General features: G+C 38.9%; 21 protein-coding genes. 13 read left to right on the forward strand and 8 right to left on the reverse strand.

Going from position 1 to position 21,823, the window contains the following annotated elements:
- Positions 1-9: 9 nt before the first annotated feature.
- Both RIV7116_RS03870 and RIV7116_RS03875 read right to left on the reverse strand, forming a co-directional pair.
- On the reverse strand, positions 10-849 hold the full coding sequence (locus RIV7116_RS03870; RefSeq protein ID WP_015116959.1) for a RodZ domain-containing protein: 840 nt from the start codon (positions 847-849) through the stop codon (positions 10-12).
- Entirely contained in the window at positions 803-1,606 is an 804-nt protein-coding gene (locus RIV7116_RS03875; protein WP_015116960.1) for a pseudouridine synthase, read from the reverse strand. The genes RIV7116_RS03870 and RIV7116_RS03875 overlap by 47 nt, the downstream gene beginning before the upstream one ends.
- A gap of 146 nt (positions 1,607-1,752) precedes the next feature.
- Here RIV7116_RS03875 and RIV7116_RS03880 point away from each other — a divergent pair, with 146 nt between their 5' ends.
- Positions 1,753-2,445 (forward strand): DUF2993 domain-containing protein, encoded by a 693-nt coding sequence (locus tag RIV7116_RS03880; RefSeq protein WP_015116961.1) that lies wholly within the window; start codon positions 1,753-1,755, stop codon positions 2,443-2,445.
- A 112-nt stretch (positions 2,446-2,557) separates the two neighbouring features.
- On the opposite strand, the gene RIV7116_RS03885 is transcribed toward RIV7116_RS03880, so the two are convergent.
- Together RIV7116_RS03885 and cbiT are read right to left on the reverse strand one after the other, a co-directional pair.
- A complete protein-coding gene (locus tag RIV7116_RS03885; protein ID WP_015116962.1) occupies positions 2,558-3,442 on the reverse strand; it encodes a phosphatidate cytidylyltransferase in 885 nt (294 codons plus the stop codon).
- 132 nt (positions 3,443-3,574) lie between these two features.
- The gene (gene cbiT / locus RIV7116_RS03890; protein ID WP_015116963.1) at positions 3,575-4,177 is read right to left on the reverse strand and encodes a precorrin-6Y C5,15-methyltransferase subunit CbiT; all 603 of its coding nucleotides are present in this window, start codon (positions 4,175-4,177) and stop codon (positions 3,575-3,577) included.
- 96 nt (positions 4,178-4,273) lie between these two features.
- Here cbiT and RIV7116_RS03895 point away from each other — a divergent pair, with 96 nt between their 5' ends.
- From RIV7116_RS03895 to RIV7116_RS03905, 3 genes are all read left to right on the forward strand, one after another.
- Positions 4,274-5,779, forward strand: coding sequence for a serine/threonine-protein kinase (locus RIV7116_RS03895; RefSeq protein ID WP_015116964.1), 1,506 nt, complete (start codon positions 4,274-4,276; stop codon positions 5,777-5,779).
- Positions 5,780-6,029: 250 nt separating this feature from the next.
- Complete coding sequence (locus RIV7116_RS03900; protein WP_015116965.1) at positions 6,030-6,953, forward strand: alpha/beta hydrolase; 924 nt, start codon at positions 6,030-6,032, stop codon at positions 6,951-6,953.
- A gap of 245 nt (positions 6,954-7,198) precedes the next feature.
- Entirely contained in the window at positions 7,199-7,378 is a 180-nt protein-coding gene (locus RIV7116_RS03905) for a TatA/E family twin arginine-targeting protein translocase (protein WP_015116966.1), read from the forward strand.
- A gap of 120 nt (positions 7,379-7,498) precedes the next feature.
- Here the strand turns inward: RIV7116_RS03905 and cphA are convergent, their stop codons facing one another.
- Both cphA and RIV7116_RS03915 read right to left on the reverse strand, forming a co-directional pair.
- A complete protein-coding gene (cphA, locus tag RIV7116_RS03910; RefSeq protein ID WP_015116967.1) occupies positions 7,499-10,198 on the reverse strand; it encodes a cyanophycin synthetase in 2,700 nt (899 codons plus the stop codon).
- Between the two features lie 179 nt (positions 10,199-10,377).
- Positions 10,378-11,241, reverse strand: a complete 864-nt coding sequence (locus RIV7116_RS03915) for a cyanophycinase (protein WP_015116968.1) — start codon at positions 11,239-11,241, stop codon at positions 10,378-10,380.
- A 594-nt stretch (positions 11,242-11,835) separates the two neighbouring features.
- On the opposite strand from RIV7116_RS03915, the gene trmD reads away from it, so the two are divergent.
- The 6 genes from trmD to argH all read left to right on the forward strand — a co-directional run bounded on the left by trmD (position 11,836) and on the right by argH (position 17,715).
- On the forward strand, positions 11,836-12,549 hold the full coding sequence (gene trmD / locus RIV7116_RS03920; protein WP_015116969.1) for a tRNA (guanosine(37)-N1)-methyltransferase TrmD: 714 nt from the start codon (positions 11,836-11,838) through the stop codon (positions 12,547-12,549).
- 115 nt (positions 12,550-12,664) lie between these two features.
- Complete coding sequence (gene ispF / locus RIV7116_RS03925; RefSeq protein WP_015116970.1) at positions 12,665-13,147, forward strand: 2-C-methyl-D-erythritol 2,4-cyclodiphosphate synthase; 483 nt, start codon at positions 12,665-12,667, stop codon at positions 13,145-13,147.
- A gap of 103 nt (positions 13,148-13,250) precedes the next feature.
- Positions 13,251-15,023, forward strand: a complete 1,773-nt coding sequence (locus RIV7116_RS03930) for an ABC transporter substrate-binding protein (protein WP_015116971.1) — start codon at positions 13,251-13,253, stop codon at positions 15,021-15,023.
- Between the two features lie 98 nt (positions 15,024-15,121).
- The gene (gene larB, locus RIV7116_RS03935; protein ID WP_015116972.1) at positions 15,122-15,898 is read left to right on the forward strand and encodes a nickel pincer cofactor biosynthesis protein LarB; all 777 of its coding nucleotides are present in this window, start codon (positions 15,122-15,124) and stop codon (positions 15,896-15,898) included.
- A gap of 50 nt (positions 15,899-15,948) precedes the next feature.
- Positions 15,949-16,200: a hypothetical protein gene (locus tag RIV7116_RS03940; RefSeq protein ID WP_015116973.1), complete on the forward strand. Its 252-nt coding sequence runs from the start codon at positions 15,949-15,951 to the stop codon at positions 16,198-16,200.
- 123 nt (positions 16,201-16,323) lie between these two features.
- Positions 16,324-17,715, forward strand: coding sequence for an argininosuccinate lyase (gene argH / locus RIV7116_RS03945; RefSeq protein ID WP_015116974.1), 1,392 nt, complete (start codon positions 16,324-16,326; stop codon positions 17,713-17,715).
- Positions 17,716-17,845: 130 nt separating this feature from the next.
- On the opposite strand, the gene RIV7116_RS03950 is transcribed toward argH, so the two are convergent.
- Positions 17,846-18,025 carry a hypothetical protein gene (locus RIV7116_RS03950; protein ID WP_015116975.1) on the reverse strand — a complete coding sequence of 60 codons (180 nt, stop codon included), beginning with the start codon at positions 18,023-18,025 and terminating at the stop codon, positions 17,846-17,848.
- 845 nt (positions 18,026-18,870) lie between these two features.
- Here RIV7116_RS03950 and RIV7116_RS03955 point away from each other — a divergent pair.
- Positions 18,871-19,365, forward strand: a complete 495-nt coding sequence (locus RIV7116_RS03955; protein WP_015116976.1) for an NUDIX hydrolase — start codon at positions 18,871-18,873, stop codon at positions 19,363-19,365.
- A gap of 175 nt (positions 19,366-19,540) precedes the next feature.
- The gene (locus RIV7116_RS03960) at positions 19,541-20,359 is read left to right on the forward strand and encodes an alpha/beta fold hydrolase (RefSeq protein WP_015116977.1); all 819 of its coding nucleotides are present in this window, start codon (positions 19,541-19,543) and stop codon (positions 20,357-20,359) included.
- 103 nt (positions 20,360-20,462) lie between these two features.
- Here RIV7116_RS03960 and RIV7116_RS03965 read toward each other — a convergent pair whose 3' ends face one another.
- On the reverse strand, positions 20,463-21,182 hold the full coding sequence (locus RIV7116_RS03965; RefSeq protein ID WP_015116978.1) for a pantothenate kinase: 720 nt from the start codon (positions 21,180-21,182) through the stop codon (positions 20,463-20,465).
- Between the two features lie 209 nt (positions 21,183-21,391).
- Here RIV7116_RS03965 and RIV7116_RS03970 point away from each other — a divergent pair, with 209 nt between their 5' ends.
- Positions 21,392-21,766, forward strand: coding sequence for a hypothetical protein (locus RIV7116_RS03970; RefSeq protein WP_015116979.1), 375 nt, complete (start codon positions 21,392-21,394; stop codon positions 21,764-21,766).
- Positions 21,767-21,823: the final 57 nt, after the last annotated feature.

Genomic DNA, 21,823 nt, shown 5'->3' on the forward strand with positions numbered 1-21,823 from the left:
GCTCACTGCTCACTGACTAAGCGCGACTCGGAGTTGTTCAACTTTTCCTGGTTGACCCATTTTTTTAGCTTCCTGCTGATTAACGCTAACTAAAACTCCTCCAGCGTTTCCAGCCTTGACAGTAAGCTCTTTTTGTGCTTTCCAAGTACGCTTGCTTCCTTCTTTTAAGGTTCCTTGATAAGTTATTTTGCCGTCGGCTATTACCTGAATCCAAGATTCTTCTTTTAAGGTGACTCCAACTTCAACTTCTTTTTGATTTCTGGAAAAGGTGTTAGTTTGAGTTTCCGATCCCGGTTTACCTGGAGTAGGCTTGTTGCCATCAGCTAAATTAGCTAAATTATCTGGTTTAACAGAAGGTTTAGTTTCATTGGCAATCATTGTTGCGCCATTGAGCCAGTTTGATAAACCGCTCACCGAACCTACAGTTATTAATACGTATAACAAATAAAAATGAAAGGGACGCAGTCTAAAGAATGAGGAATTTTTCCAAACAGGTTTGAGAACTACTCGACTCGTACCTATAGGAAATGTACTGGCAAATTCAGATCCCTTGTAGCCTAGTGCATCAGCATACTGCCTAATTAAACCCTGAATATAAACTGGCTCTGGCAAATCATCCAATTTGGCTTCTTCTATACCTTGAACTAATTTTCGAGGGATTTTGGTGTAGTTGACCACATCCTCAATCGAAAAGCCGTATTGCTGACGTGTAGCGCTCAGTTGTGCGCCCATTTGTGCTAATTTGTCGGCTCTTTGTTCCTCTATAGAAGTTGCCGGAGTCACTTTTTCTTCAACATTTCTTCTAAACCACTTCATCTTTTTCTTTGCTCCTTGAGCCAGCTGAATCATTAATAGGAATTTCCTGTAATTGTTTGTTTAAATAAGTAATTTCTTTATTTGTAAGGTGACGATAAGTACCTTCTGATAAATATTTCTCCCCTGGTCGCTGTAGTTTGATCGAACCAATTGCGGTACGATGGAGCTGAATTACCGGATAACCTAATTGTTCGGCTATACGCCTGATTTGGCGGTTTCTTCCCTCCATCAGAACTATCTCTAAACAACTATTTCCGGCTATTTTTTCTATTAATTGCAATGAAGCAGTCCGCGTTTTTCTATTGTCTAAAAAAACACCCTCACGCCACATCTGCAACGTTTCTTCTGGTGGATGCCCTTTCACTAAAACGCGATAAGTCTTCTTGATGTTGTGACGGGGATGAGTCAGCTTAAATGTCAGATCCCCGTCATTTGTTAATATCAATGCTCCCGTAGAGTCCGCATCTAAACGACCAACTGGGTGAATACCCTTACCGGAGCGCAAGTCCTTTGGTAGTAAATCTAATACGGTTGCTCTTGCTTGAGGATCGTAACATGTGGAAACGACTCCTGGGGGTTTATTAATTAACAAATAGGTAGAAATTGGGCGCTTTTTTGCAGAAATGTTTTTTCCGTCAACTGTAATAGTGTCTGTTTCAGGATTTACTTTCTGTCCTAAGTGTGCCAATACACCATTGACCCTCACCCTTTCAAGCTTAATCATTTCTTCCGCTTGACGACGTGAGGCAATTCCCCATTGTGAAATAATTTTTTGTAACCGAACCCCCATGTATTTTTACTGATATCCCATCAGTTCATATCTAAATAAGAATATAGTATTGATGTTTTGTAATTGAAAAGTGCTTTTGATACAGTTAGTATTTGTTTCTTTGCTTATCGATTTTTTATTACCCCCACTACCTTTATAGCTATCAGATGCTGAAAAAAAAGAAGTTTAAACTAGTTACAAATGTCTTAACAGCCGCAATTAAATTGTGGTTAAGAACACAAGTTAGTCATATTGGGCAACTTAAACTTGATATCCAAGCTGGCGATCGCCAGCTTTTGTCTGGGTGCATACCCAGCGTATCAATTGTTGCAGAAAATGCTATTTATCAAGGTCTTCATTTATCATTTGTCGATTTAATCGCCAAAAATATTAGCATTAATGTTGGTTCTGTTCTCAAAGGACAACAACTCCAATTGTTGGAAAAAGTACCAGTAATTGGCGAATTAAGCCAACTGCAAGAAGATTTATCAGCTTCTTTGTCTAGTACATTATTATCAACCGCTTTAAACGATATCCTGTTTAAATTTTTACCAGACTACAGTGCAAATTCCAAATCAATTTGTTGGGATCGAGTCGAAATCCAACAGAATCAACTTGTAATAAGTGCGACTATCCACCAGGAAAATAATTCTCAACCTTTAGATATTTGTATAGGCTTAAATTTACTAAGCCCCCATGAATTACTTGTTGCACCCATTTTGGTTACAAGCAATACAAAAACTCTACTAGAAAGTAGTGATGGTGAGTATTGTAACTTGGGGTCTGATGTGGAAATTCAAGACCTAAAGTTGCTGCCTGGAAAAGTTATTTTCCGAGGAATGATTAATGTGAATCCATAATAAACGCTCAACTGATAATATGGCGTAGAAAATTATTTATTTTTAACGATAATTTTTTAGTCACCAGTTATGACTAGCGAGTTATATTTCCTTGTCTCCCCATCCCTTCCCTTTAGTTAAGCAATGGCAATAGGAGGGTGACAAAGTAATAAACTAGGGGAGCGGTAAATATATAGCTGTCGGTACGGTCGAGAATGCCTCCGTGCCCAGGGATTAAATCGCCAGAATCTTTAACTCCTGCATCGCGTTTGAGCATTGATTCGGTTAAGTCTCCTAAAAGACTGGCGATACCGATTAAGGAACCTAATGCTGCACCTGTAAGATAAAAATCCGGTAAGCTAATGTAGTAAGCAACTGCCACTCCAACTAAAACGCTGGCGGAAATACCAAAAATTGCTCCCTCAACAGTTTTCTTAGGACTAATACCGGATAAAGGTGTTTTGCCAAAATATTTACCGACAAAATAAGCCCCGATATCCGCAGCCCATATACATGTAAAAGTAAGTAAGGTTGCGCGCAAACCTAAAGGTAAAGCAGAAAAGTTTTCTCTACCGATAAATGCACTCATCGAAGCTGGTAAGTAACCTCCTAAAGGTAAATTACTGAAATTGACAGTATCTATCGCTCGCAATCTTACCCAGTAGCTTGGTAAATATCCGGTGTAAAACAAGCCGAGAATTGAAGCGGAAATATCGGCTATTGATGCCATTTTTGGCTGAAATAATAGGTAAAAGCAAATAAATGTCCCGGCTAAAGGCATGACAGCGTCGGCTAAGCTGCTATCGAAGGTACAAATTGCTAGCAATACTTGAGAGACAACCATTGTAATTTTGGCTGCCGGAGCTATGCCTTTGGCTCGTACTAAATTAAAATATTCTCGTTGCCCTAGAAAGATAATGATTACATAGAAAAATGTAAAATACCAGCCTCCGAGCATGGTGCCACCCAAAGCTAAGGCGATCGCTATAATTCCACTTAAAATCCGAGGCAAAGACATAGATGATAGAAGTTTTAGATTTTAGATTTTAGACTTTAAACTTTAGACTTTAGTTAAATAATCTTGGATTGTTAGTTGTCAGGATGTTGTTAATAATTGTTTCTTTGTCTTGCACCCTGCAAGATGAAGCTATCAATCGAACTTTTCGCCACTAAGAATAAAAATTGGGTTGACTGCTGTAAAGGTTTGACTAAATCCTCGCGTTTCGAGACGATTAACAGCAGATTGAACAACTTCAACGTTTCTAGCTTGTAAAGTCGCAAAGCTTTGAGAAACAGCATACAGACTTTCTAGATTAGCAGCTGTTGCGACTACACGACCTGATGGAGGTAAGTACTTCCAAACAGTTTGTAAAATTTCGCTGACAAAACGTCCTCCTTCAATACAAACCCTTTGGGGTGTATCTTTAAGATGATGCAAGCATTCAGGTGCGCTACCTTCAATGACTTCGACGTTGTTGACTTCAAACCGCTGGCAGTTATGACGAATTAGGTTGGCAACTTCTTCGTCTCTTTCTACAGCTATAATTCTTCCTTGGGGACATAGTAATCCGACTTCAATGGGAATTGTGCCGGTACCCGCACCAATATCCCATAGTACATCTTTGGGTTGCAGTCGCAGTTGAGAAATTAGCAATAATCGGATTTCTCGCTTACTCAAGGGAATTCCCGGTAAACGCTCGAATAGTTCATCTGGAATTCCAGGAGTGATGTAAGGCCACAATTTATTAGTCATAATAATTAAAGGAAAGTTTGTTTAAGCTAGAGCCTAAAACTTTTTAAACCGTCTATAGCGCATTTATGCTAATGAAACTTCGGAGGGTGCGTCAAAATGATTGGTGAATTATTGAATAATCGCTATGAAGTAGTTTCTCAATTTGGAAAAAACACCCGACGAAGAACTTTTAAAGCCCGCGATGTAAACACCGGGGAACTAGTTGTCGTTAAGTTACTTGCTTTTAATAGCGATTTTGAATGGGATGACCTCAAATTATTTGAACGAGAAGCTCGAACGTTAAAAAATTTATCACATCCATCTATTCCGGGCTATGTAGATTATTTTGAAGTTGATAAGCCAATCTCCGGGTTTGCTTTAGTACAAACTTATATCCCCACACAAACTTTAGAACAATATATAAAATCGGGGCGTATTTTTACCGAATCAGAAGTAAAACAAATAGCTACAAAAGTTTTAGATATTCTAATTTATTTACATTCTCTTTCCCCGACGGTAATTCATCGCGATATCAAGCCTAGTAATATTTTGTTGGCAAATAGATCGGGGAATCACGTCGGAGATTTGCATTTAATTGATTTCGGTTCCGTACAAAATGCTGTTGCGAAAGAATTTGGTACCCGTACTATTGTCGGAACTTACGGTTATATGCCTCTCGAACAATTCGGCGATCGCACGGTACCAGCTTCGGATATTTATAGTTTGGGTGCGACGTTGATTTATCTATTGACGGGAACCCATCCAGCAGATTTACCTCACAAAAATGGCTGCATTCAGTTTGAGGATATTACAAGTGTAAGTCCTGAATTTACTCAATGGTTGAAAGCTGTTACCGAACCGACTTTAGAAACTCGGATAAAATCTGCTTCTCAAGCATTGGCAGAATTACAACAGCCATTAGATAGCAATTCTGTCTCGAATCCTTTTGCAAAACTTATTCGAGGTGATTGGTATTGGGATGGTAAAAATTGGATTCCTAAGAATCAGCAGCTATTAGCAAGCAATTTTCACCGTAAATTTAATCCTAATAAAATTAAACTAACTAAGCCATCTGGAAGCAAAGTTACTCTCGATAAAAGTAAAGATAATTTACAAATACTAATTCCACCAATTGGCTTTCACTCATCGTTGGTATTCTTCGGCTTATTTACAGTTGCTTGGAATTCACTGACTCTGTTGTGGACTGTTGGTGCTATAAGCAGCGGCGTTTTCCCTCTCAATTTATTATTTGCCCTTCTTTCTCTACCTTTTTGGGGTTCTGGTTTCTTTTTAATTTACAGTTTTGTATTTTCTTGGTTTGGAAAAGTGCGATTGTGTTTGAGTAAAGAGCGGATTACTAAATTTTATGAGATATTAGGATTCCATTTTCAACGCCCCAGTGCATCTAATAAAAAAGATATTAAAAAACTGATTTATATTCCCAGACATTTTGTTAAAAACGATTCCGGTGAAAGAACAGAAGTTTTTGCTGAGTTGATTATTAGTACCGGTGTACGTAAATACAAGCTTCAAGATGGCGGCGCAATTTCTTCCGAATCCGAACTTGAATGGCTGGCTTCGGAGTTAAGCGATTGGTTGAATTTACCAGTCACTTTGGAATAGTTATTTTATCTATCTTTTAACTATCAAAAGCATTAGTAATAATAAATTTGCTCATAATCAAATCAAATTAGTAGCACGAAAGACTGGATTTAGAGGATTGCAAAAAATTGAAGCGCAATTTTTAAATAGGATTAAATAAATTGATTTAGATCGAGTGGAGAAGAATACATAAATAGTTAAAGCCGCATAAAAATATTCTACTGAAGAACTGATATCGACTCAAAAATATTAAAATACTGATTTGCATCGAATGTTAAAAAAACTTTCTTCTAAACCTTTCCTAATCATTGCTATATTTTCACTATTAGCAGCAGTAATTATATATTGGCAATATGAAGGCGATCGCACGATTGCGGAGGTTGGCAGTAAAGCAAATTATCAACTGTCTCGCAATCTTGTTTATCACAAAGTTAATGACTCTCAACTCAAACTCGACCTTTATCAAAACAAAAATCCTGGTTTACATCCAACACTGATAGTTATTCATGGAGGAGGTTGGATTAACCAATCTAAAGAAGGACTAAAACCTTTTTTTGAACCTTATTTAAATTGGGGTTTTTCTGTAGTTAATATTAATTATAGATTGGCAAGTACTGCTCTGGCTCCAGCAGCAGTACAAGATGCTCGCTGTGCTTTGCATTGGGTAGTTAATAATGCAGAAAAATACAATTTTGATAAAAGCAAAATTATCACAAGTGGATTTTCTGCTGGGGGACATTTATCTTTAACTACGGGAATGATACCTCCCCAAGCAGGATTTGATAACCAATGTCCCAGTAACAAAAAAAATAAACTTGCTGCAATTGTAAATTGGTCTGGAATTACTGATGTAGAGGATTTAATTAAAGGGAAGAACGAGAAGTATTATGCAGTTGAATGGTTGGGTAATCAAATAAACGATTCTAAAATTGAATTAGCTAAAAATGTTTCTCCGATTAATTACGTTCGTGCCGATTTACCGCCAATTTTAACTATACATGGCGATAAAGATACTTTTGTACCTTATACTCACGCCGTTAGATTGCATCAAAAACTCGATTTAGCTGGCGTTTCAAATCAACTATATAGCCTCAAAGAAGTCGCTCATGGTGGGTTTAATAAAAAACAAAAACAGCAAATTTACGCCACTATCAAAGAGTTTCTAATAAAGCACCAATTATTTCCTTCACGGTAGAAGATTACCTATTGAATAAAAGAGGGCAGAGGGGGAAGCAAAATGGGATAATATAGCTTTTTTTTCAGGGTGAAGTCATTCTTTGTATCGCACCCAAGTAAAATTCGCTGCACTAGGTTGCCACACTACCGCAATAAATCTTAATAATTGCAACCAGAAAATCAGTTAACGATTTAATTTCTTCTACCCGCTACTTACTCCCCCAATCTAAGATATATAGAAGATTCTTTATTGAAAGAGGCGTTATGTTTGGATTGGGTTTCCCGGAAATGGCTGTAATTGTTGTTGTGGCGATTTTGATTTTTGGACCTAAAAAAATTCCTGAGTTAGGCAGCGCTTTAGGAAAAACTTTAAGGGGTTTTAAGGACGAATTGAAAGACGGCGAGCATGAAGCCGATGGCGAAAACGACCAAGAAAGACGATAATATTTTGAAAATATTCATTTCTTAGAGGTAAAAAGTTGTAAATCCGCATTTATTAAGCGTAAAAGCGTAAAAGCGTAAAAGCGTAAAAGCGTAATTTACAACTTTTTACTTGTTATCCCTTCATAAGCTATTTAACACCGAAGATGGAACTCCGACTTCTTTATCTTTCGGAGTCGGACTATCAATCTTTTCTGGAACTTCTTCTTCAATAACTCCCCTAGCTTTAATTAACTTAATGGCACGACTGACACTTTCTGGTAAGATAACGACCAAACTATCATCGGTTGCTAAATCTAAAGCTTTATTGATCGCTTCCGTTTCATCTAAAACTGTTTCGTGTACGCAATCTGGATTTACTTCCCTAATACCTTGAGTAATTAACTCGGCAGCAGAACCGCGCTTTCTTCCCCTGGTGTCATCATCTTCTTTAATGATGATGCAGTCGAAAATTTCAGACGCTAGTTTACCCAACATGACAAAATCTTCGTCACGGCGATCGCCCGGGCCACCAACTACACCAATTCGCTGTCCGGATGTCCAGTTACGCACGAATCCACCCAAGGCTTCATAAGATGCTGGGTTGTGAGCGTAGTCAATTAGAGCGTGGTGTTTACCCAAATTAAATAAATTCATCCGTCCCGGTGTTTGATTCACCGAAGCCCGGAAGGTATTTAAACCAGCCCGAATTTCCTCTATGGAAACGTTTTGTACGAAAGCTGCTAAAGATGCTGCCAAAGCATTAGCAATCATAAATGGAGCGCGTCCACCCATTGTCAAAGGAATATTATCTACCTTTTCTATGCGGTGAGTCCAATCCCCTTTCAAAATAGATAAAAAGCCATTTTCATAAATCGCTGCTACTCCACCTTTTTCAATATGTCCCCTAACTAATTCCGAGTCGGGATTCATGGTGAAGTAAGCAATATTGGCTTTCGTTCTTTCTGCCATTGCCGCAACTCTTTTGTCGTCGGCATTTAATACCGCATAACCATCGGGATATACCGCTTCAGCAACCACACTCTTCAAATGCGAAAGTTGATCGATGGTATCAATATCACCCAATCCTAAATGGTCGGCAGCAACATTTAACACCACACCAACATTAGATGCTTCAAAAGCTAACCCCGAACGTAAAATACCTCCCCGTGCTGTTTCTAACACGGCAACTTCTACCGTCGGGTCTTGCAATATCAGCTGGGCGCTTTGCGGCCCGGTATTATCGCCAGCTTCTACTAAATATTCTCCGATATAGGTGCCATCTGTAGTTGTATACCCAATCACTTTTCTAGTTTGCTTGAAAATATGAGCTAGCAACCTAGTAGTAGTAGTTTTACCATTGGTGCCGGTCACGCTGAGAACAGGTACGCGAGTAGTCTTATCGGCAGGGAACAGCATATCTATTACTGCCGCAGCAACATTGCGAGGAATTCCTTGACTGGGAGCAACGTGCATCCGGAATCCCGGTGCTGCATTCACCTCTACAAGTACTCCATCGGTTTCTCTTAAAGGACGACTAATATCGGTAGTAACAATATCAATCCCGGCGATATCTAAACCAATTATTTTAACTATCCGTTCAGCTAACCAAGCATTTTGAGGATGAATTTCATCAGTACGGTCTACAGCAATACCACCCGTAGATAAATTCGCCGTTGCTCGTAAATAACAAATTTCATTTTTATCTAAAATGGTATCGAGGGTGAAACCCTGTCTTTCCATCAAAGCATAACTATTGCGGTCTAAAATAATTCGGGTTAAAACATTATCGTGACCGTCGCCACGATTTGGGTCTTTATTAGTTTCTTCAACTAAATCGGCAATAGTTGACCTACCGTCACCAACAACATGAGCAGGTACTCGTTCGGCTACGGCAACAACTTTACCGTCAACTACCAATACCCGATGGTCGCGTCCGAGATAGAATTTCTCAACAATTACCGAGCGAGAAACAGCCCTAGCAGCATCGTAAGCCGCTTCAGCTTCTTCCCAACTTCTGATATCAATGGTAATACCGCGTCCGTGGTTGCCATCGAGGGGTTTTAGAACAATAGGAAAGCCACCAACATAATCAACTGCGTCTTCTAAATCGTCGAAGAAATTGATTACAGTTCCTTTGGGTACGGGCACCCCTGAAGATTCGAGAACACGCTTAGTCGCTTCCTTGTCACAAGCAAGTTCTACACCTAAAATGCCGGTATTAGCCGTCATTGTGGCTTGAATCCGCTTTTGCTGTACTCCATAACCCAACTGAATCAAATATCTCGAACCTAAAGGCATCCAAGGGATACCCCTTTTTTTAGCTTCATTAACAATTGATTCGGTAGAAGGTCCTAAAGAAGCATCGCGCCAATAGTCCTTGATATCTTGTAAATCTTGCTCTAACTCAGCCTGGGGATAGCGCCCCCTATCGACAATACTTTGACAAAGCCTGACAGCAGCTCTTGCAGCATAACGTCCGGCTTCCTCATTTAAATACTCGAAAACGACCTGATAAATTCCCGGAGTCGAAGTTTCGCGGGTGCGACCGAAGCCCGCACGCATTCCGGCTAATTCCTGAAGTTCTAGCGCCACATGTTCGGCAATATGACCCATCATAGTGCCTTCTCGCACCCGCATTAGAAAGCCACCACGACAGCCAGGAGAGCAGTAATGACCTTCCAAAGAAGGTAAAGCTTCTACCAATCCTTCGTAGAATCCAGGGATTTCATTCGAGGGAGTGTCAGCGAGGTTTTCTAAATCAAGGCGCATGACGATTAACTTGTGGCGTCGAATGCTCCAATAGTTAGGACCGCGTAAAGTTTGGATCTTGAGGATTCTCATGATAAAGGGTAGATGGAGATTCGGAACCAAAATTCTAGTTTCTTACTGGAATTGACCGCATAACTGTTCGTGAATAACAGTTTTTTTATTCCTTATTTGTATGATTTTGACTTTTTATGCTTTTGTGCTGCAACAAAAAATCGCGGTCAACCCAGTGTAACCACACATACGTATTCCCGTCAGCTGGATATTCGCCCTACAGATGGTATCGCAGTTCGTCCGTATAAATGATAGCGATCGCCATGACCCAGAATATGTACTCTTAAATTGTGCAGGCTTAGAGGTTCTGTTGCTCCAACACGGGGTTCGTTAGTATGAGTAAGTTCGCTCGAATCGATAATTGTTACCGCCCCTTTGCCCATAACTTCAAGCCAACCGTCTTTTTCAAACATGGCACAAGTATCTTCATCAATGCCAATTCCTAAACGGTCGGGATGAGAAGCAATTGCACTCATTAAACGCACCATACGGTTACGATTGTGAAAATGCTGATCGACAATCAACTCCGGAATAAACCCTAAGCCAGTTGCCATGTCAACTAAAGAGCGATTCGGAGACTCTCCACTACCGCCTCCAGCAATCATGTGGTGTCCCATTACCGCAGCTCCGGCACTAGTACCGGCTAAAGTCAATTCTCCAGTTTTTACTCGTCCTCGGATAATATCCATCACAGGCGTATCAGCCAAGACACCGCAAAGACGCAATTGATCGCCTCCAGTCAAAAAAACACCGCTACATTCTTCCAACGATTCCTTGTAGTAACGGTCGTGACAATGGTCGCGTTCTCGAATATCTAAAATTTCAACCTTTTTTACTCCCATATCTTCAAAAATATTTACGTAGCGAGCGCCAATAATACTCGGTTCCCGAGAAGCAGAGGGAATAATAGCAATATGGGCATCTTTCGCACCAGCACGGTCTATAAAAGTTCGCAGAATTTCTCGTCCGTGAACCTTATCTTCTGCGCCTCCAATAACCAGAACGGCGGTTTTAGTTGCTTGGGATGTGGTCATTTCCAGCCATTTAGCTTTTAGTTGCCGCATTGTGTATCTCCTGTCAACAACCGGAAGGTGAATTTTACTTCGCGGACAGTTCGCGGAAGTTTTGCAATTGATCGGACTTTCCTGTTTATTGTTGTGGAAATGTCCATAAAGGCTACTAGGTTTATTGCAAGAGTTATAAAGCTTGCTTGCGCCAGGAAAAATATGCCTTTTGCTTTTTAGCTTAAAGTTTGAGTGGCACCCATAAGTCGTCATGTATGAAGCCCCATTGTCTTTTTCTTTCACCAGCGCAGAACCTATTTCACCTATCCTTGTCTATTCCCCATACCCGTCTACCAAGACGGTAAAGTGCTTGGGATAAAGCACAGACAAACGACAAAGCCTGTCGCAATGCAGGATACAATCTTCCTGCGTTGTTGTTAACGCCTTTGTATGAATCTTAATTTAAAGTTAGATGTGACAATATTTAAACATAAATTAAGTAATTAGAAAAACTTTCGTTTCCACACAAAACCATCTATCCTAAGTACTTTTATATACTCTAAATAAAGTTTAAATGTAATGTAGTCAACAACGCGCTATGCCGAATCGCAAGCGAGTTCAATTTAAGAATAGTGTCCTCCAATACGAAATACTGTGCGTTTTGATATAGTTACGCTATTTCCCGATTGTTTTACTTCCGTTCTCAATTCCGGGCTGATTGGTAAGGCTTTAGCCAAGCAAATTGCCAGCGTGCATTTTGTAAATCCGCGAGACTTTACCACCGACAAGCACCGGAAAGTTGATGATGAACCTTATGGTGGGGGAGTTGGCATGTTAATGAAGCCCGGACCTATTTTCTCTGCTGTCGAATCGCTGCCGGTTTTGCCGCGACGAGAGGTGATCATGATGAGTCCCCAGGGAGAAACTATCAATCAGCCATTATTAAGAGAATTGGCTGCCAACTACGACCAATTAGCGATTATTTGCGGTCATTATGAAGGAGTTGATGAGAGAGTATTAGAATTAGTCACCCGTGAAGTTTCTTTAGGAGATTTTATTCTGACTGGTGGCGAAATACCTTCTATGGCTTTAATGAATGGTGTAGTCCGTTTGCTTCCGGGTACCGTAGGTAAAGCTGAATCTTTAAAATTAGAAAGTTTTGAAGAAGGATTGTTAGATTATCCCCAATACACCCGCCCCGCCATCTTTCGCGATCGCAAAGTACCCGATGTACTATTGTCCGGCAATCATGCAGCAATTGCACGGTGGCGTTACGAGCAACAAATTGACAGAACCCGCAAACGTCGTCCCGATTTATTTCAAGCTTGGGAAGAGGAGAAGAGAGGGGGAGAAGGAGTGAGGGAGTGAGGGAGTGAGGGAGTGAGGGAGACAAAGAGAAATAATTACTCTAGCTCCTAACTCCTAACTCCTAACTCCTAACAGCTAGCAACTAACAACTAACAACTAACAACTAACCTTTTTTATGAACATTCGTATTGGAAATGGTTATGATATCCATCGTTTAGCACAAGAGCGTAAATTAATTTTGGGTGGTGTGGAAATTTCTCATTCTCTAGGATTGCTGGGACATAGTGATGCCGATGTTTTAACTCATGCCATTATGGACGCGATGTTAGGAGCGCTTTCTTTGGGCGATATCGGTCATTATTTCCCCCCCAGCGATGACAAATGGGCTGGTGCTGACAGTTTGATGCTTTTAGATCGAGTTAATAATTTGATTCAAGAGCAAGGTTGGAAAGTAGGAAATATTGATTCTGTGGTAGTCGCAGAACGTCCTAAACTAAAACCCCACATTCAAAAAATGCGCGAAAAATTAGCTGCTGTTTTGCAAATCGAACCCAATCAAGTTGGTGTCAAAGCCACTACCAATGAAAAATTGGGTCCCGTTGGTGAAGAAAAAGGAATATGTGCTTATGCTGTAGTTTTATTAGTTGTTAGTGGTTAGTTGTTAGTTGTCAGTGGTTGGTTATTATTTAATAACTGTTCGCTGATAACTTATAACTGTTCACTGTTCACTGTTCACTGAAATTATTCGTATATCTACCTAAATGCTAAGATTTGTTTCTTTAATTCCTAAATTTCGGCGTTTGCGTTTACCAATTATTCTGGCAGCCATAACTGCACTTTTTGTTGCCGCCTGTAATCCCAGTAACTTCAGAACTGAAGCAGCAGAAACAAAGCCATTAATCCTAAGTATTCTCAGCGATCCCAAAACTTTTAACTACGCTCTTTCTCAAGAGTCACCGAATATTTTTCCCTATACTTTTGAAGGTTTAACTACTCTAAATCCACTCACTGGAGAAATCGAACCAGGGTTAGCTGAATCTTGGGAAATAGCTGATGATGGTTTGCGGTTTGTTTTTACGTTACGAGAAAATTTGAAGTGGTCTGACGCTCAACCTTTAACTGCTGAAGACGTTGTATTTAGCTACAACGATATTTACTTTAATAAAGAAATTCCCACTGATGTTAAAGACGGTTTAAAAATGGGTGATAAAGGTATATTACCCAAGGTCAGAAAACTTGACGAGCGGAGGGTCGAATTTGCTTTACCAGAACCTTTCCGACCTTTCTTACAAAATATGACAACGCCTATTTTACCGAAACATGCTTTACAGGAATCGGTAGAAAAAAAAGATTCCGAAGGGAAGCCATTATTTTTACAAAAATGGGGTGTTGATACTCCCGTTAACGAGATTGTGACTAATGGTCCTTATAAGTTGGGACGTTACAATACTACTCAACGGATTGTATTCGAGCGCAATCCTTATTACTGGAAAAAAGATAAGCCATTAATTGACAAAGTAAATTGGGAAATTGTTGAATCTCAAGATACTTCTTTACTGCAATTTCGTTCTGGTAGCTTGGATTATATCGGCGTAACACCAGATTATTTCTCTTTACTGAAACGAGAAGAAAAGCGCGGTAATTTTGATATTAAAAATGGCGGTCCTGCTACTGGTACATCTTTTGTATTTTTTAATTTAAACAAAGGCAGCAGAAACGGTAAACCTTTAGTCGATCCAGTAAAATCTAAATGGTTTAATACCAAAGAATTTCGTCAAGCTGTAGCTTACGCTATCGACCGCGAAACCATGATTAACAATACATTTCGTGGTTTAGGAAAAAAACAAAATTCACCAATTTCCGTACAAAGTCCCTATTATCTGCCTCCGGAAAAAGGATTAAAAGTTTACGATTATAATCCAGAAAAAGCGCAAGAATTGCTCAAAAAAGCTGGATTTAAATACAATTCCCAAGGTCAATTATTAGACAAAGATGGAAATCGCGTCCGCTTCACTTTACTGACTAATTCCGGTAATAAAATCCGCGAGGCAATGGGAGCGCAAATTAAATCGGATTTGAGTAAAATCGGTATTCAAGTTGATTTTACTCCTCTTGCTTGGAATACTTATTTAGATAAAATTTCCAATAGCTTAGACTTTGAAATGTCATTGATTGGTTTAACTGGTGGTTTGGAACCAAATGATGGTGCCAACGTATGGAAGCCTGAAGGTGGATTGCATATGTTTAACCAAAAACCTCAAGCCGGACAAAAACCAATTGAAGGTTGGGAAGTTGCTCCTTGGGAAAAAGAAATTGCTCGACTTTATGTCAAAGCTACACAAGAATTAGACGAAGAAAAAGTTAAAGAAATATACGCTGAAACTCAAAAAATAACCCAGGAGAATTTACCTTTTATCTACCTGGTTAATCCTCTTTCATTAGGAGCCATACGCAATAATATTGAAGGCACCAAATTTAATGCAATCGGTGGTGCTTTCTGGAATATTGAAGAAGTTAAATTAACGAAAGAGTAATAAATTGGGAATTGGTATTTGGTAATTGGTAATTGGGTTTCTCCCTATTATCCATTACCTATTACCCATTACCTATTTACCTATTACCCAAATAAACTATGACCGAAGAAAAAGCTCTACAATCTCTTTTAAAAGCAGTTGCTAACGGAACTATAACTACCGATGCAGCATTTTCTCAACTCAAAGATTTAGCTTACGAACCTGTAGATGATTTTGCTAAAATTGACCATCACCGCTCTTTGAGAACTGGTTTCCCAGAAGTCATTTGGGGGCAAGATAAAACCCCCGAACAAATCGCTCGGATTATGAATGTGATGCGTTTACGAAATCAAGTTGTGATGGCAACTCGCATCACTCCTGAAGCTTTCGCAACTCTACAGCCAAAAGTAAGGGATTTACGCTACTACCAATCCGCTCGAATCTGCGCGATCGCACCTCTTCAAATTGAAGTTCGATATTCCGGTAAAATTGGTATTCTTTCTGCTGGAACAGCCGATTTACCAGTTGCGGAAGAAGCAGCGGTAACGGCAGAACTTTCTGGGTTTGAGGTAGAAAGATTATGGGATGTAGGAGTAGCGGGAATTCACCGTTTGTTAAATAATCGTCACGTGATTGAATCGGCGACAGTGTTAATTGTTGTGGCGGGAATGGAAGGAGCTTTACCCAGCGTTGTCGCGGGTTTGGCAGACTCTCCCGTAATTGCCGTACCTACCAGCATCGGTTATGGAGCAAGCTTTGGCGGATTAGCTCCCTTACTGACAATGCTGAATTCTTGCGCTGCTGGTATAGGAGTAGTAAATATTGATAATGGATTTGGAGCAGCAGTTTTAGCAGGACAGATATTGCGCTCAGCCGAGAAATTACGGATGGCATAATTTACATCTTTGAGCTATGACGGTGATGCTAACCAATACACTAGTTAAAAATGAAACTTTGGTCGCTCTTGGGTGGGTTTACTATCAGTTTGTGGACAACAATTTTATTATCAAATACTGTTAATGCTCAGGGCAAAATACCTGTAAACTGGACAGTATTAGCTCAAACTGTCTCCGATCCAGACTTGATGGGTCAAGTTCAAAAAGCTTGGAATAACTTTGTCCAAACAGGTCAAATTTGGGCGCTTTTAATTGGACTAGTAATCGGTTATTTAATTCGCAATTTAACAAGCTACGGGTAACAGTTATCAGTTAACAGTCAACAGTGAGCAGTAAGCAATTAGGAGTTAGAAATTAATAATTAAGAGTTATAAATTATCTCTCTTCCTCTTCCCCTCTCCCCATCTCCCCATCTCCCCATCTCTATGACACAAACATCAAAACAAACCTGGAGCCAAAGATTTGAATCGGCGTTGCATCCTACGATTGCCCGCTTTAATGCCAGCATTGATTTTGATATTGAATTAATTGAATACGATTTAACGGGTTCGGTTGCTCATGCCAAGATGTTGGCGAAGTGCGGCATTATTTCTCCGGAAGAAGGGGAACAGTTAGTTACTGGTTTGGAAAAAATCCGTCAGGAATATCATCAAGGTGAATTTTTACCAGATGTAGACTCGGAAGATGTACATTTTGCTGTCGAACATCGTTTGGTGGAAATTGTCGGCGATGTCGGTAAAAAACTGCATACCGGACGTTCTCGTAACGACCAAGTTGGTACGGATACGAGACTTTTTTTAAGAGAAGAAATTCAAATAATTCGTCAACAGTTGCGAGATTTTCAAGCTGTTTTAGTTAGAATCGCCGAAAACAACGTTGAAACTTTGATTCCCGGTTACACTCATTTACAACGCGCTCAACCTCTAAGCTTAGCTCATCATCTCTTAGCTTATTTTCAAATGGCGGAACGAGATTGGGAACGTCTTGGAGATGTTTCTAAACGTGTAAATATTTCACCTTTGGGATGCGGTGCTTTAGCTGGAACTACTTTTCCTATTGATAGACATTACAGCGCCAAGTTATTGCATTTTGACAAGGTTTATGATAATAGTCTCGATGGAGTCAGCGACAGAGATTTTGCCATTGAATTTTTGAGTGCTGCGAGTTTAATAATGGTTCATCTGAGCAGGTTATCGGAAGAAGTAATTTTATGGTCTTCTGAAGAATTCGGCTTTATTACCTTAAAAGATAGCTGCGCTACGGGTTCGAGTATTATGCCGCAGAAGAAAAATCCCGACGTGCCGGAATTGGTGCGAGGAAAAACTGGCAGAGTATTTGGTCATCTGCAAGCAATGTTGGTAATGATGAAGGGATTACCGCTCGCTTATAACAAGGATTTACAAGAAGATAAAGAAGGCTTGTTTGATGGAGTTAGTACCGTAAAAGCCTGTTTATCAGCAATGACAATTTTGCTGCAAGAAGGTTTAGAGTTTCGCACTCAACGGTTAGCAGAAGCTGTAGCAGAAGATTTTTCTAATGCTACCGATGTCGCAGATTATCTAGCAGCGCGGGGTGTTCCCTTCCGAGAAGCTTATAATCTCGTGGGTAAGGTCGTAAAAACCAGCATTGGAGCCGGTAAACTTTTGAAAGATTTGAGTTTAGAAGAATGGAAACAACTCCATCCTAAATTTGACAAGGATATTTATGAAGCAATATCACCCCGTCAAGTCGTAGCCGCACGCAATAGCTATGGTGGAACGGGTTTCGAGCAGGTTAAGCAAGCATTACAGGTTGCTCGTTCTATAATTGGGGAATAGCTAGTAAAAACCTTTTAGGCGTAACTAACTCGTAACTGATAACTAAAAGAAACATTTGCGGAGCATCTTAGAAAATACTCCGCAAATCAGGACTTTGAACGATAAAAATTGATATTTTGAAATGAGAAATTTAGTCAGTTGCAGCAGTACTGGTATCTTCTGCTGATGAATTATTCTCTTCTTCTTGCTTCGGTGCTCCTTGCTGATACCTTCTTTGATAACGTCCTGTATTAGTTCGTTTACGAAACTTCCGGGCATATGCCTGGTTCCGTAGCGCCTTTTCTTTCTTCAGGTTACGGCGCTTAGCCATACTCACCTCATTAATAAACAACGTTTAAGTTACTGGTAGGCACTCAATAGATAATTTATAGCTATCTATTTTAATTATGTCGATAACATTTTAACCCAAACCAGTTACTAGTATATTTTAAACAGCAATATAGTCTATCTCATTTATTTTTGTAATGTCAATGGCTTATATCAAGTTTATGGTATCTATTAATTACAAATTTTATATTTTATTAAAGGTTAGATAATAGGTGTAATCTATTTAATGCTTTCTAACTTTAATTTACAAGTACGGTCATCTTTCCTTGTATAAACTTTATTTTTTTGTCACCAATCATCACTAAGGCTTCGATATAAATGATTAACAATATCAATATGAATTTCAGTTTTTGATTAAAAATCTTTGCCGAAGCACAAAGCTCAGTCAAAAAATAATGCATATAGTATAAATTCAGAATCTCAAGAAATAACAATCGATAAGTTTTCTTATACAGTTTTAAGCTATTTCAGTCTGTAAAATATCAAGTTAAAAAAATCAATATATTAATAACTATTGTAATTTCAGCTTAATCTTCATTTTAATTGCTGACATAAAAACAGATTGTATTACTAATAAATATTGTAATCTCTATAACAAATATATCTTTTTTAATCAACCATAACCCAGGAAAGTATTGTTATACACAATAGAAATTAAGTCTTTGGATGCTAAAATTAAGCTATTCTAGGGCTATCATTTTAATAAAATGAGAATCGTTAGAATATAGTCTGGCGCATACTTTTTTGTATAAAAGCTGTTATTAACAAGCTAGTTGTACAACAGAGATGGCAAGTCAGGGGAAATCAGTAAATATATAAATTTGAACATTGAACGTTGCTGCTTTATTTGGTGCAGCCGTACAGTCTACGCGGACTTTATGGCGCTATGGACAAACAATTTTAGGTATTATATTTCGTCATCCGATAATCGGAACAAGTATTATTCCGATATTACCTGATGGTCGGATTGTACTGATTAAACGAAGAGACAACGGTTTGTGGTCTTTACCTGGTGGAATGGTAGATTGGGGAGAAGATGTTCCCACGACAATTGAACGTGAATTGATGGAAGAAACCGGATTGGAGCTAGTAAAAATTCGCCGCTTAGTTGGAGTTTACTCAGCACCAGATAGGGACCCCAGAATCCACTCAATTTGTGTTGTTGCAGAAGCGGAAGTCAAAGGGGAAATGGAGATTCAAGACACTTTAGAAGCAAGCGAAATTCAAGCTTTTCCTCGCAACTCTTTACCAAAAGAACCCATGTCCCACGACCATTATCGCCAATTACAAGACTATTTAAATAACTTGACAATATTGGCATAAAACTATCTACTAATATCCAGCTTTTAGTTGTTGGATTTAGTTCAAAATTTATTACACTTGCTGCAACACGGATAATCTGTATAGCATACTGGATAGTTAAGCTGATACGGCAAGTGTTTAATCGCAATTCACCGCCCTAAAATTTATTAAATTTAACTACTAAATTAAATTCAATATGGATACGATGTTATTTCGTAACTCTCGGAGAAAACTTTCCCAAGGGTTATTATTCTGGCGTGAAGTTGGTAATGGTACACCGGTAGTTTTTTTGCACGGTGCTTGGTGCGATAGCAGCGAGTGGGTATCGACAATGGAATTAATCTCCCGAAACTTTCATTGTTTTGCTCCCGACTTATTAGGATTTGGCGAGTCAGAGTATCCTGACATTCACCATGCAATTGATTTACAAGTTGATTGTTTGGTTGAATTTCTACAGGCTTTAAAATTAGAGAAAGTATATTTAGTAGGACATTCTTTAGGAGCATGGATTGCTGCTAGTTGTGCTTTAAAGTATCCAGAAAGAGTCCAAGGTTTAGTATTAGTATCACCTGAAGGCGTGGAAATAGATGGACAGCAAAAACGTTGGCAAACCATGCGGCGCTTAATCAAAGGTCCTTCATTAATATTTAGGTTTTTACAAGTATTTCGTCCTTTAGCTAAAATGTTTGGTTGGGAAACAAAAATAGAAGAAGACTTGCAGCAAAGAAGAATTTTATTAGAAAATCCGACGGCAACTCAATTATTGTATCAACGGCAGTATCCAGAAATTGAAGCTGAATTATTGCAAGAGAAATTGGATTTGATTCAGATTCCGGTTTTAGTATTGCAAGGTGGAAAAGATACTCCAGATGCTTTAACAAGAAGTAAGATATATGCTCGACTTACTCCTCAAGCTGAGTTAAAAATGATTGCTCATGGAGAAGATGATTTACCTCAATCTTGTGCTTCAATTGTTGCTGAAGAAATCAGAGGTTTTCTTAATAAAGGTCAGTAAATTGAGTTAAGAATAAAGAGTTATTGTCTTTCCCCTTTTGACTCTTTATTCTTAACGCTTTTTTATAAATTATAATATTTTAAAATTAAATATCTAAACGTTTCTACATTATAGTTTTTTGTATTCCCCATAAAATTAAGTTTTTTTCTACGACTATTTTTGCCGCAATTTCTGGATATTGCGATTTTAAATAATTGAATAATACAGTGCGATCGCCTCCTGTTATCACAACATTGCTTTCGGGAAAATCTTTTAACCACGCTGCGATAAAATCTTTGATTCCTGCGATTATTGTGTAGATAATTCCGCTTTGAATTGCTTGTTGAGTATTTACTGCATACCGTAGTGGAAGCTGTTGCGGTAATTCGACGCTTGGTAACTGCCCGGTTTTGTTAGTAAGAGTTGAAAATTGTAAACCCAATCCTGGTAATATTGCGCCGCCAATTAAATTACGGTTGTTATCGGCACCTGTGAATGTAAGTGCGGTACCTGCATCAATTACTAATATTGGAAAACCCCAGGTTTCACCAGCACCAAGTAAAGATAAGGCGCGATCAATTCCTAATGTGGGATATAGGTTGTTGAGGGGGATTTCGTTTAAGGTTATAAATTTTGCGTTTGGGTGATTTTGCCACAGTTTCGTTTGACTGGGGACTACGGAAGCAATTATTAGAAGAGGAGAGGGGGTGGAGGGGGGAGAGGGGGTAGATAAGTAATTGGTATCCCAGGCTTTTATCAGTTTATTTTGGTTGAATAAACCCCAGTGTAAGCGGGAGTTGCCGATTATTAATGCTAGCCAAGTTTTTGAGGGATTTGAGAACACTTTTTTAAACGCAAAGTTACGCGGAGGTTAACGCGGAGGTGCGCTGAGTAAGATAATAATATTATGGTTTAATCAACTGCGAGGTTAATAATTGTAGGGTGTGCGACGCTTCGACTATTTTTCTAAGATAAAATAACTTTACTTAATAGCGTCACGCACCATTTTAACATTAGATTTTTTGTAATAAAAATATAATTTGTTTTGTTCAAATGCAATCAATCCAAAATTATCAATCTCTTATTTATCAACTTTCTCAATTGAGTGATGAGCAAGTTAAAAGAAATTATCTCAATTATCTTGAATGGACGCAACCCATTGCTTCAATATTGACATTGATTGATGATATAGAAGCTTTGCGGTTGGTAAGGTTGGCTTTGGATGTTGATTTGATGTTGGGTGCTTTTTTAGCTGGTAAGGTTAAGCCGGAGTTGCAAAAAGTAACTGTGGATTGGATTGGTGAGTTAGAAATTTCTGACGAATTGAAGTTAAAGTTATTAACGAAGACTAAATCAAAAGTAGCAGTTTCTTTTTTGGAAGAATTTATCAAAAATATTTATAACGAACCAGCACATTTATCCTATTGATACGAAAAGCTTATTTCGCAAGCACTAAAAGAGTCAGAAATTGTTGATGCGGGGTTA

The organism is Rivularia sp. PCC 7116 (assembly GCF_000316665.1).
Lineage (GTDB): Bacteria > Cyanobacteriota > Cyanobacteriia > Cyanobacteriales > Nostocaceae > Rivularia.

Excerpts from the sequence above, each read along its gene's own strand:
- RIV7116_RS03870 (WP_015116959.1), bottom strand. The coding sequence starts at position 849 with ATGATTCAGCTGGCTCAAGGAGCAAAGAAAAAGATGAAGTGGTTTAGA.
- RIV7116_RS03875 (WP_015116960.1), bottom strand. The coding sequence starts at position 1,606 with ATGGGGGTTCGGTTACAAAAAATTATTTCACAATGGGGAATTGCCTCA.
- RIV7116_RS03880 (WP_015116961.1), top strand. The coding sequence starts at position 1,753 with ATGCTGAAAAAAAAGAAGTTTAAACTAGTTACAAATGTCTTAACAGCC.
- RIV7116_RS03885 (WP_015116962.1), bottom strand. The coding sequence starts at position 3,442 with ATGTCTTTGCCTCGGATTTTAAGTGGAATTATAGCGATCGCCTTAGCT.
- cbiT (WP_015116963.1), bottom strand. The coding sequence starts at position 4,177 with ATGACTAATAAATTGTGGCCTTACATCACTCCTGGAATTCCAGATGAA.
- RIV7116_RS03895 (WP_015116964.1), top strand. The coding sequence starts at position 4,274 with ATGATTGGTGAATTATTGAATAATCGCTATGAAGTAGTTTCTCAATTT.
- RIV7116_RS03900 (WP_015116965.1), top strand. The coding sequence starts at position 6,030 with ATGTTAAAAAAACTTTCTTCTAAACCTTTCCTAATCATTGCTATATTT.
- RIV7116_RS03905 (WP_015116966.1), top strand. The coding sequence starts at position 7,199 with ATGTTTGGATTGGGTTTCCCGGAAATGGCTGTAATTGTTGTTGTGGCG.
- cphA (WP_015116967.1), bottom strand. The coding sequence starts at position 10,198 with ATGAGAATCCTCAAGATCCAAACTTTACGCGGTCCTAACTATTGGAGC.
- RIV7116_RS03915 (WP_015116968.1), bottom strand. The coding sequence starts at position 11,241 with ATGCGGCAACTAAAAGCTAAATGGCTGGAAATGACCACATCCCAAGCA.
- ispF (WP_015116970.1), top strand. The coding sequence starts at position 12,665 with ATGAACATTCGTATTGGAAATGGTTATGATATCCATCGTTTAGCACAA.
- RIV7116_RS03930 (WP_015116971.1), top strand. The coding sequence starts at position 13,251 with ATGCTAAGATTTGTTTCTTTAATTCCTAAATTTCGGCGTTTGCGTTTA.
- larB (WP_015116972.1), top strand. The coding sequence starts at position 15,122 with ATGACCGAAGAAAAAGCTCTACAATCTCTTTTAAAAGCAGTTGCTAAC.
- RIV7116_RS03940 (WP_015116973.1), top strand. The coding sequence starts at position 15,949 with ATGAAACTTTGGTCGCTCTTGGGTGGGTTTACTATCAGTTTGTGGACA.
- argH (WP_015116974.1), top strand. The coding sequence starts at position 16,324 with ATGACACAAACATCAAAACAAACCTGGAGCCAAAGATTTGAATCGGCG.
- RIV7116_RS03950 (WP_015116975.1), bottom strand. The coding sequence starts at position 18,025 with ATGGCTAAGCGCCGTAACCTGAAGAAAGAAAAGGCGCTACGGAACCAG.
- RIV7116_RS03960 (WP_015116977.1), top strand. The coding sequence starts at position 19,541 with ATGGATACGATGTTATTTCGTAACTCTCGGAGAAAACTTTCCCAAGGG.
- RIV7116_RS03970 (WP_015116979.1), top strand. The coding sequence starts at position 21,392 with ATGCAATCAATCCAAAATTATCAATCTCTTATTTATCAACTTTCTCAA.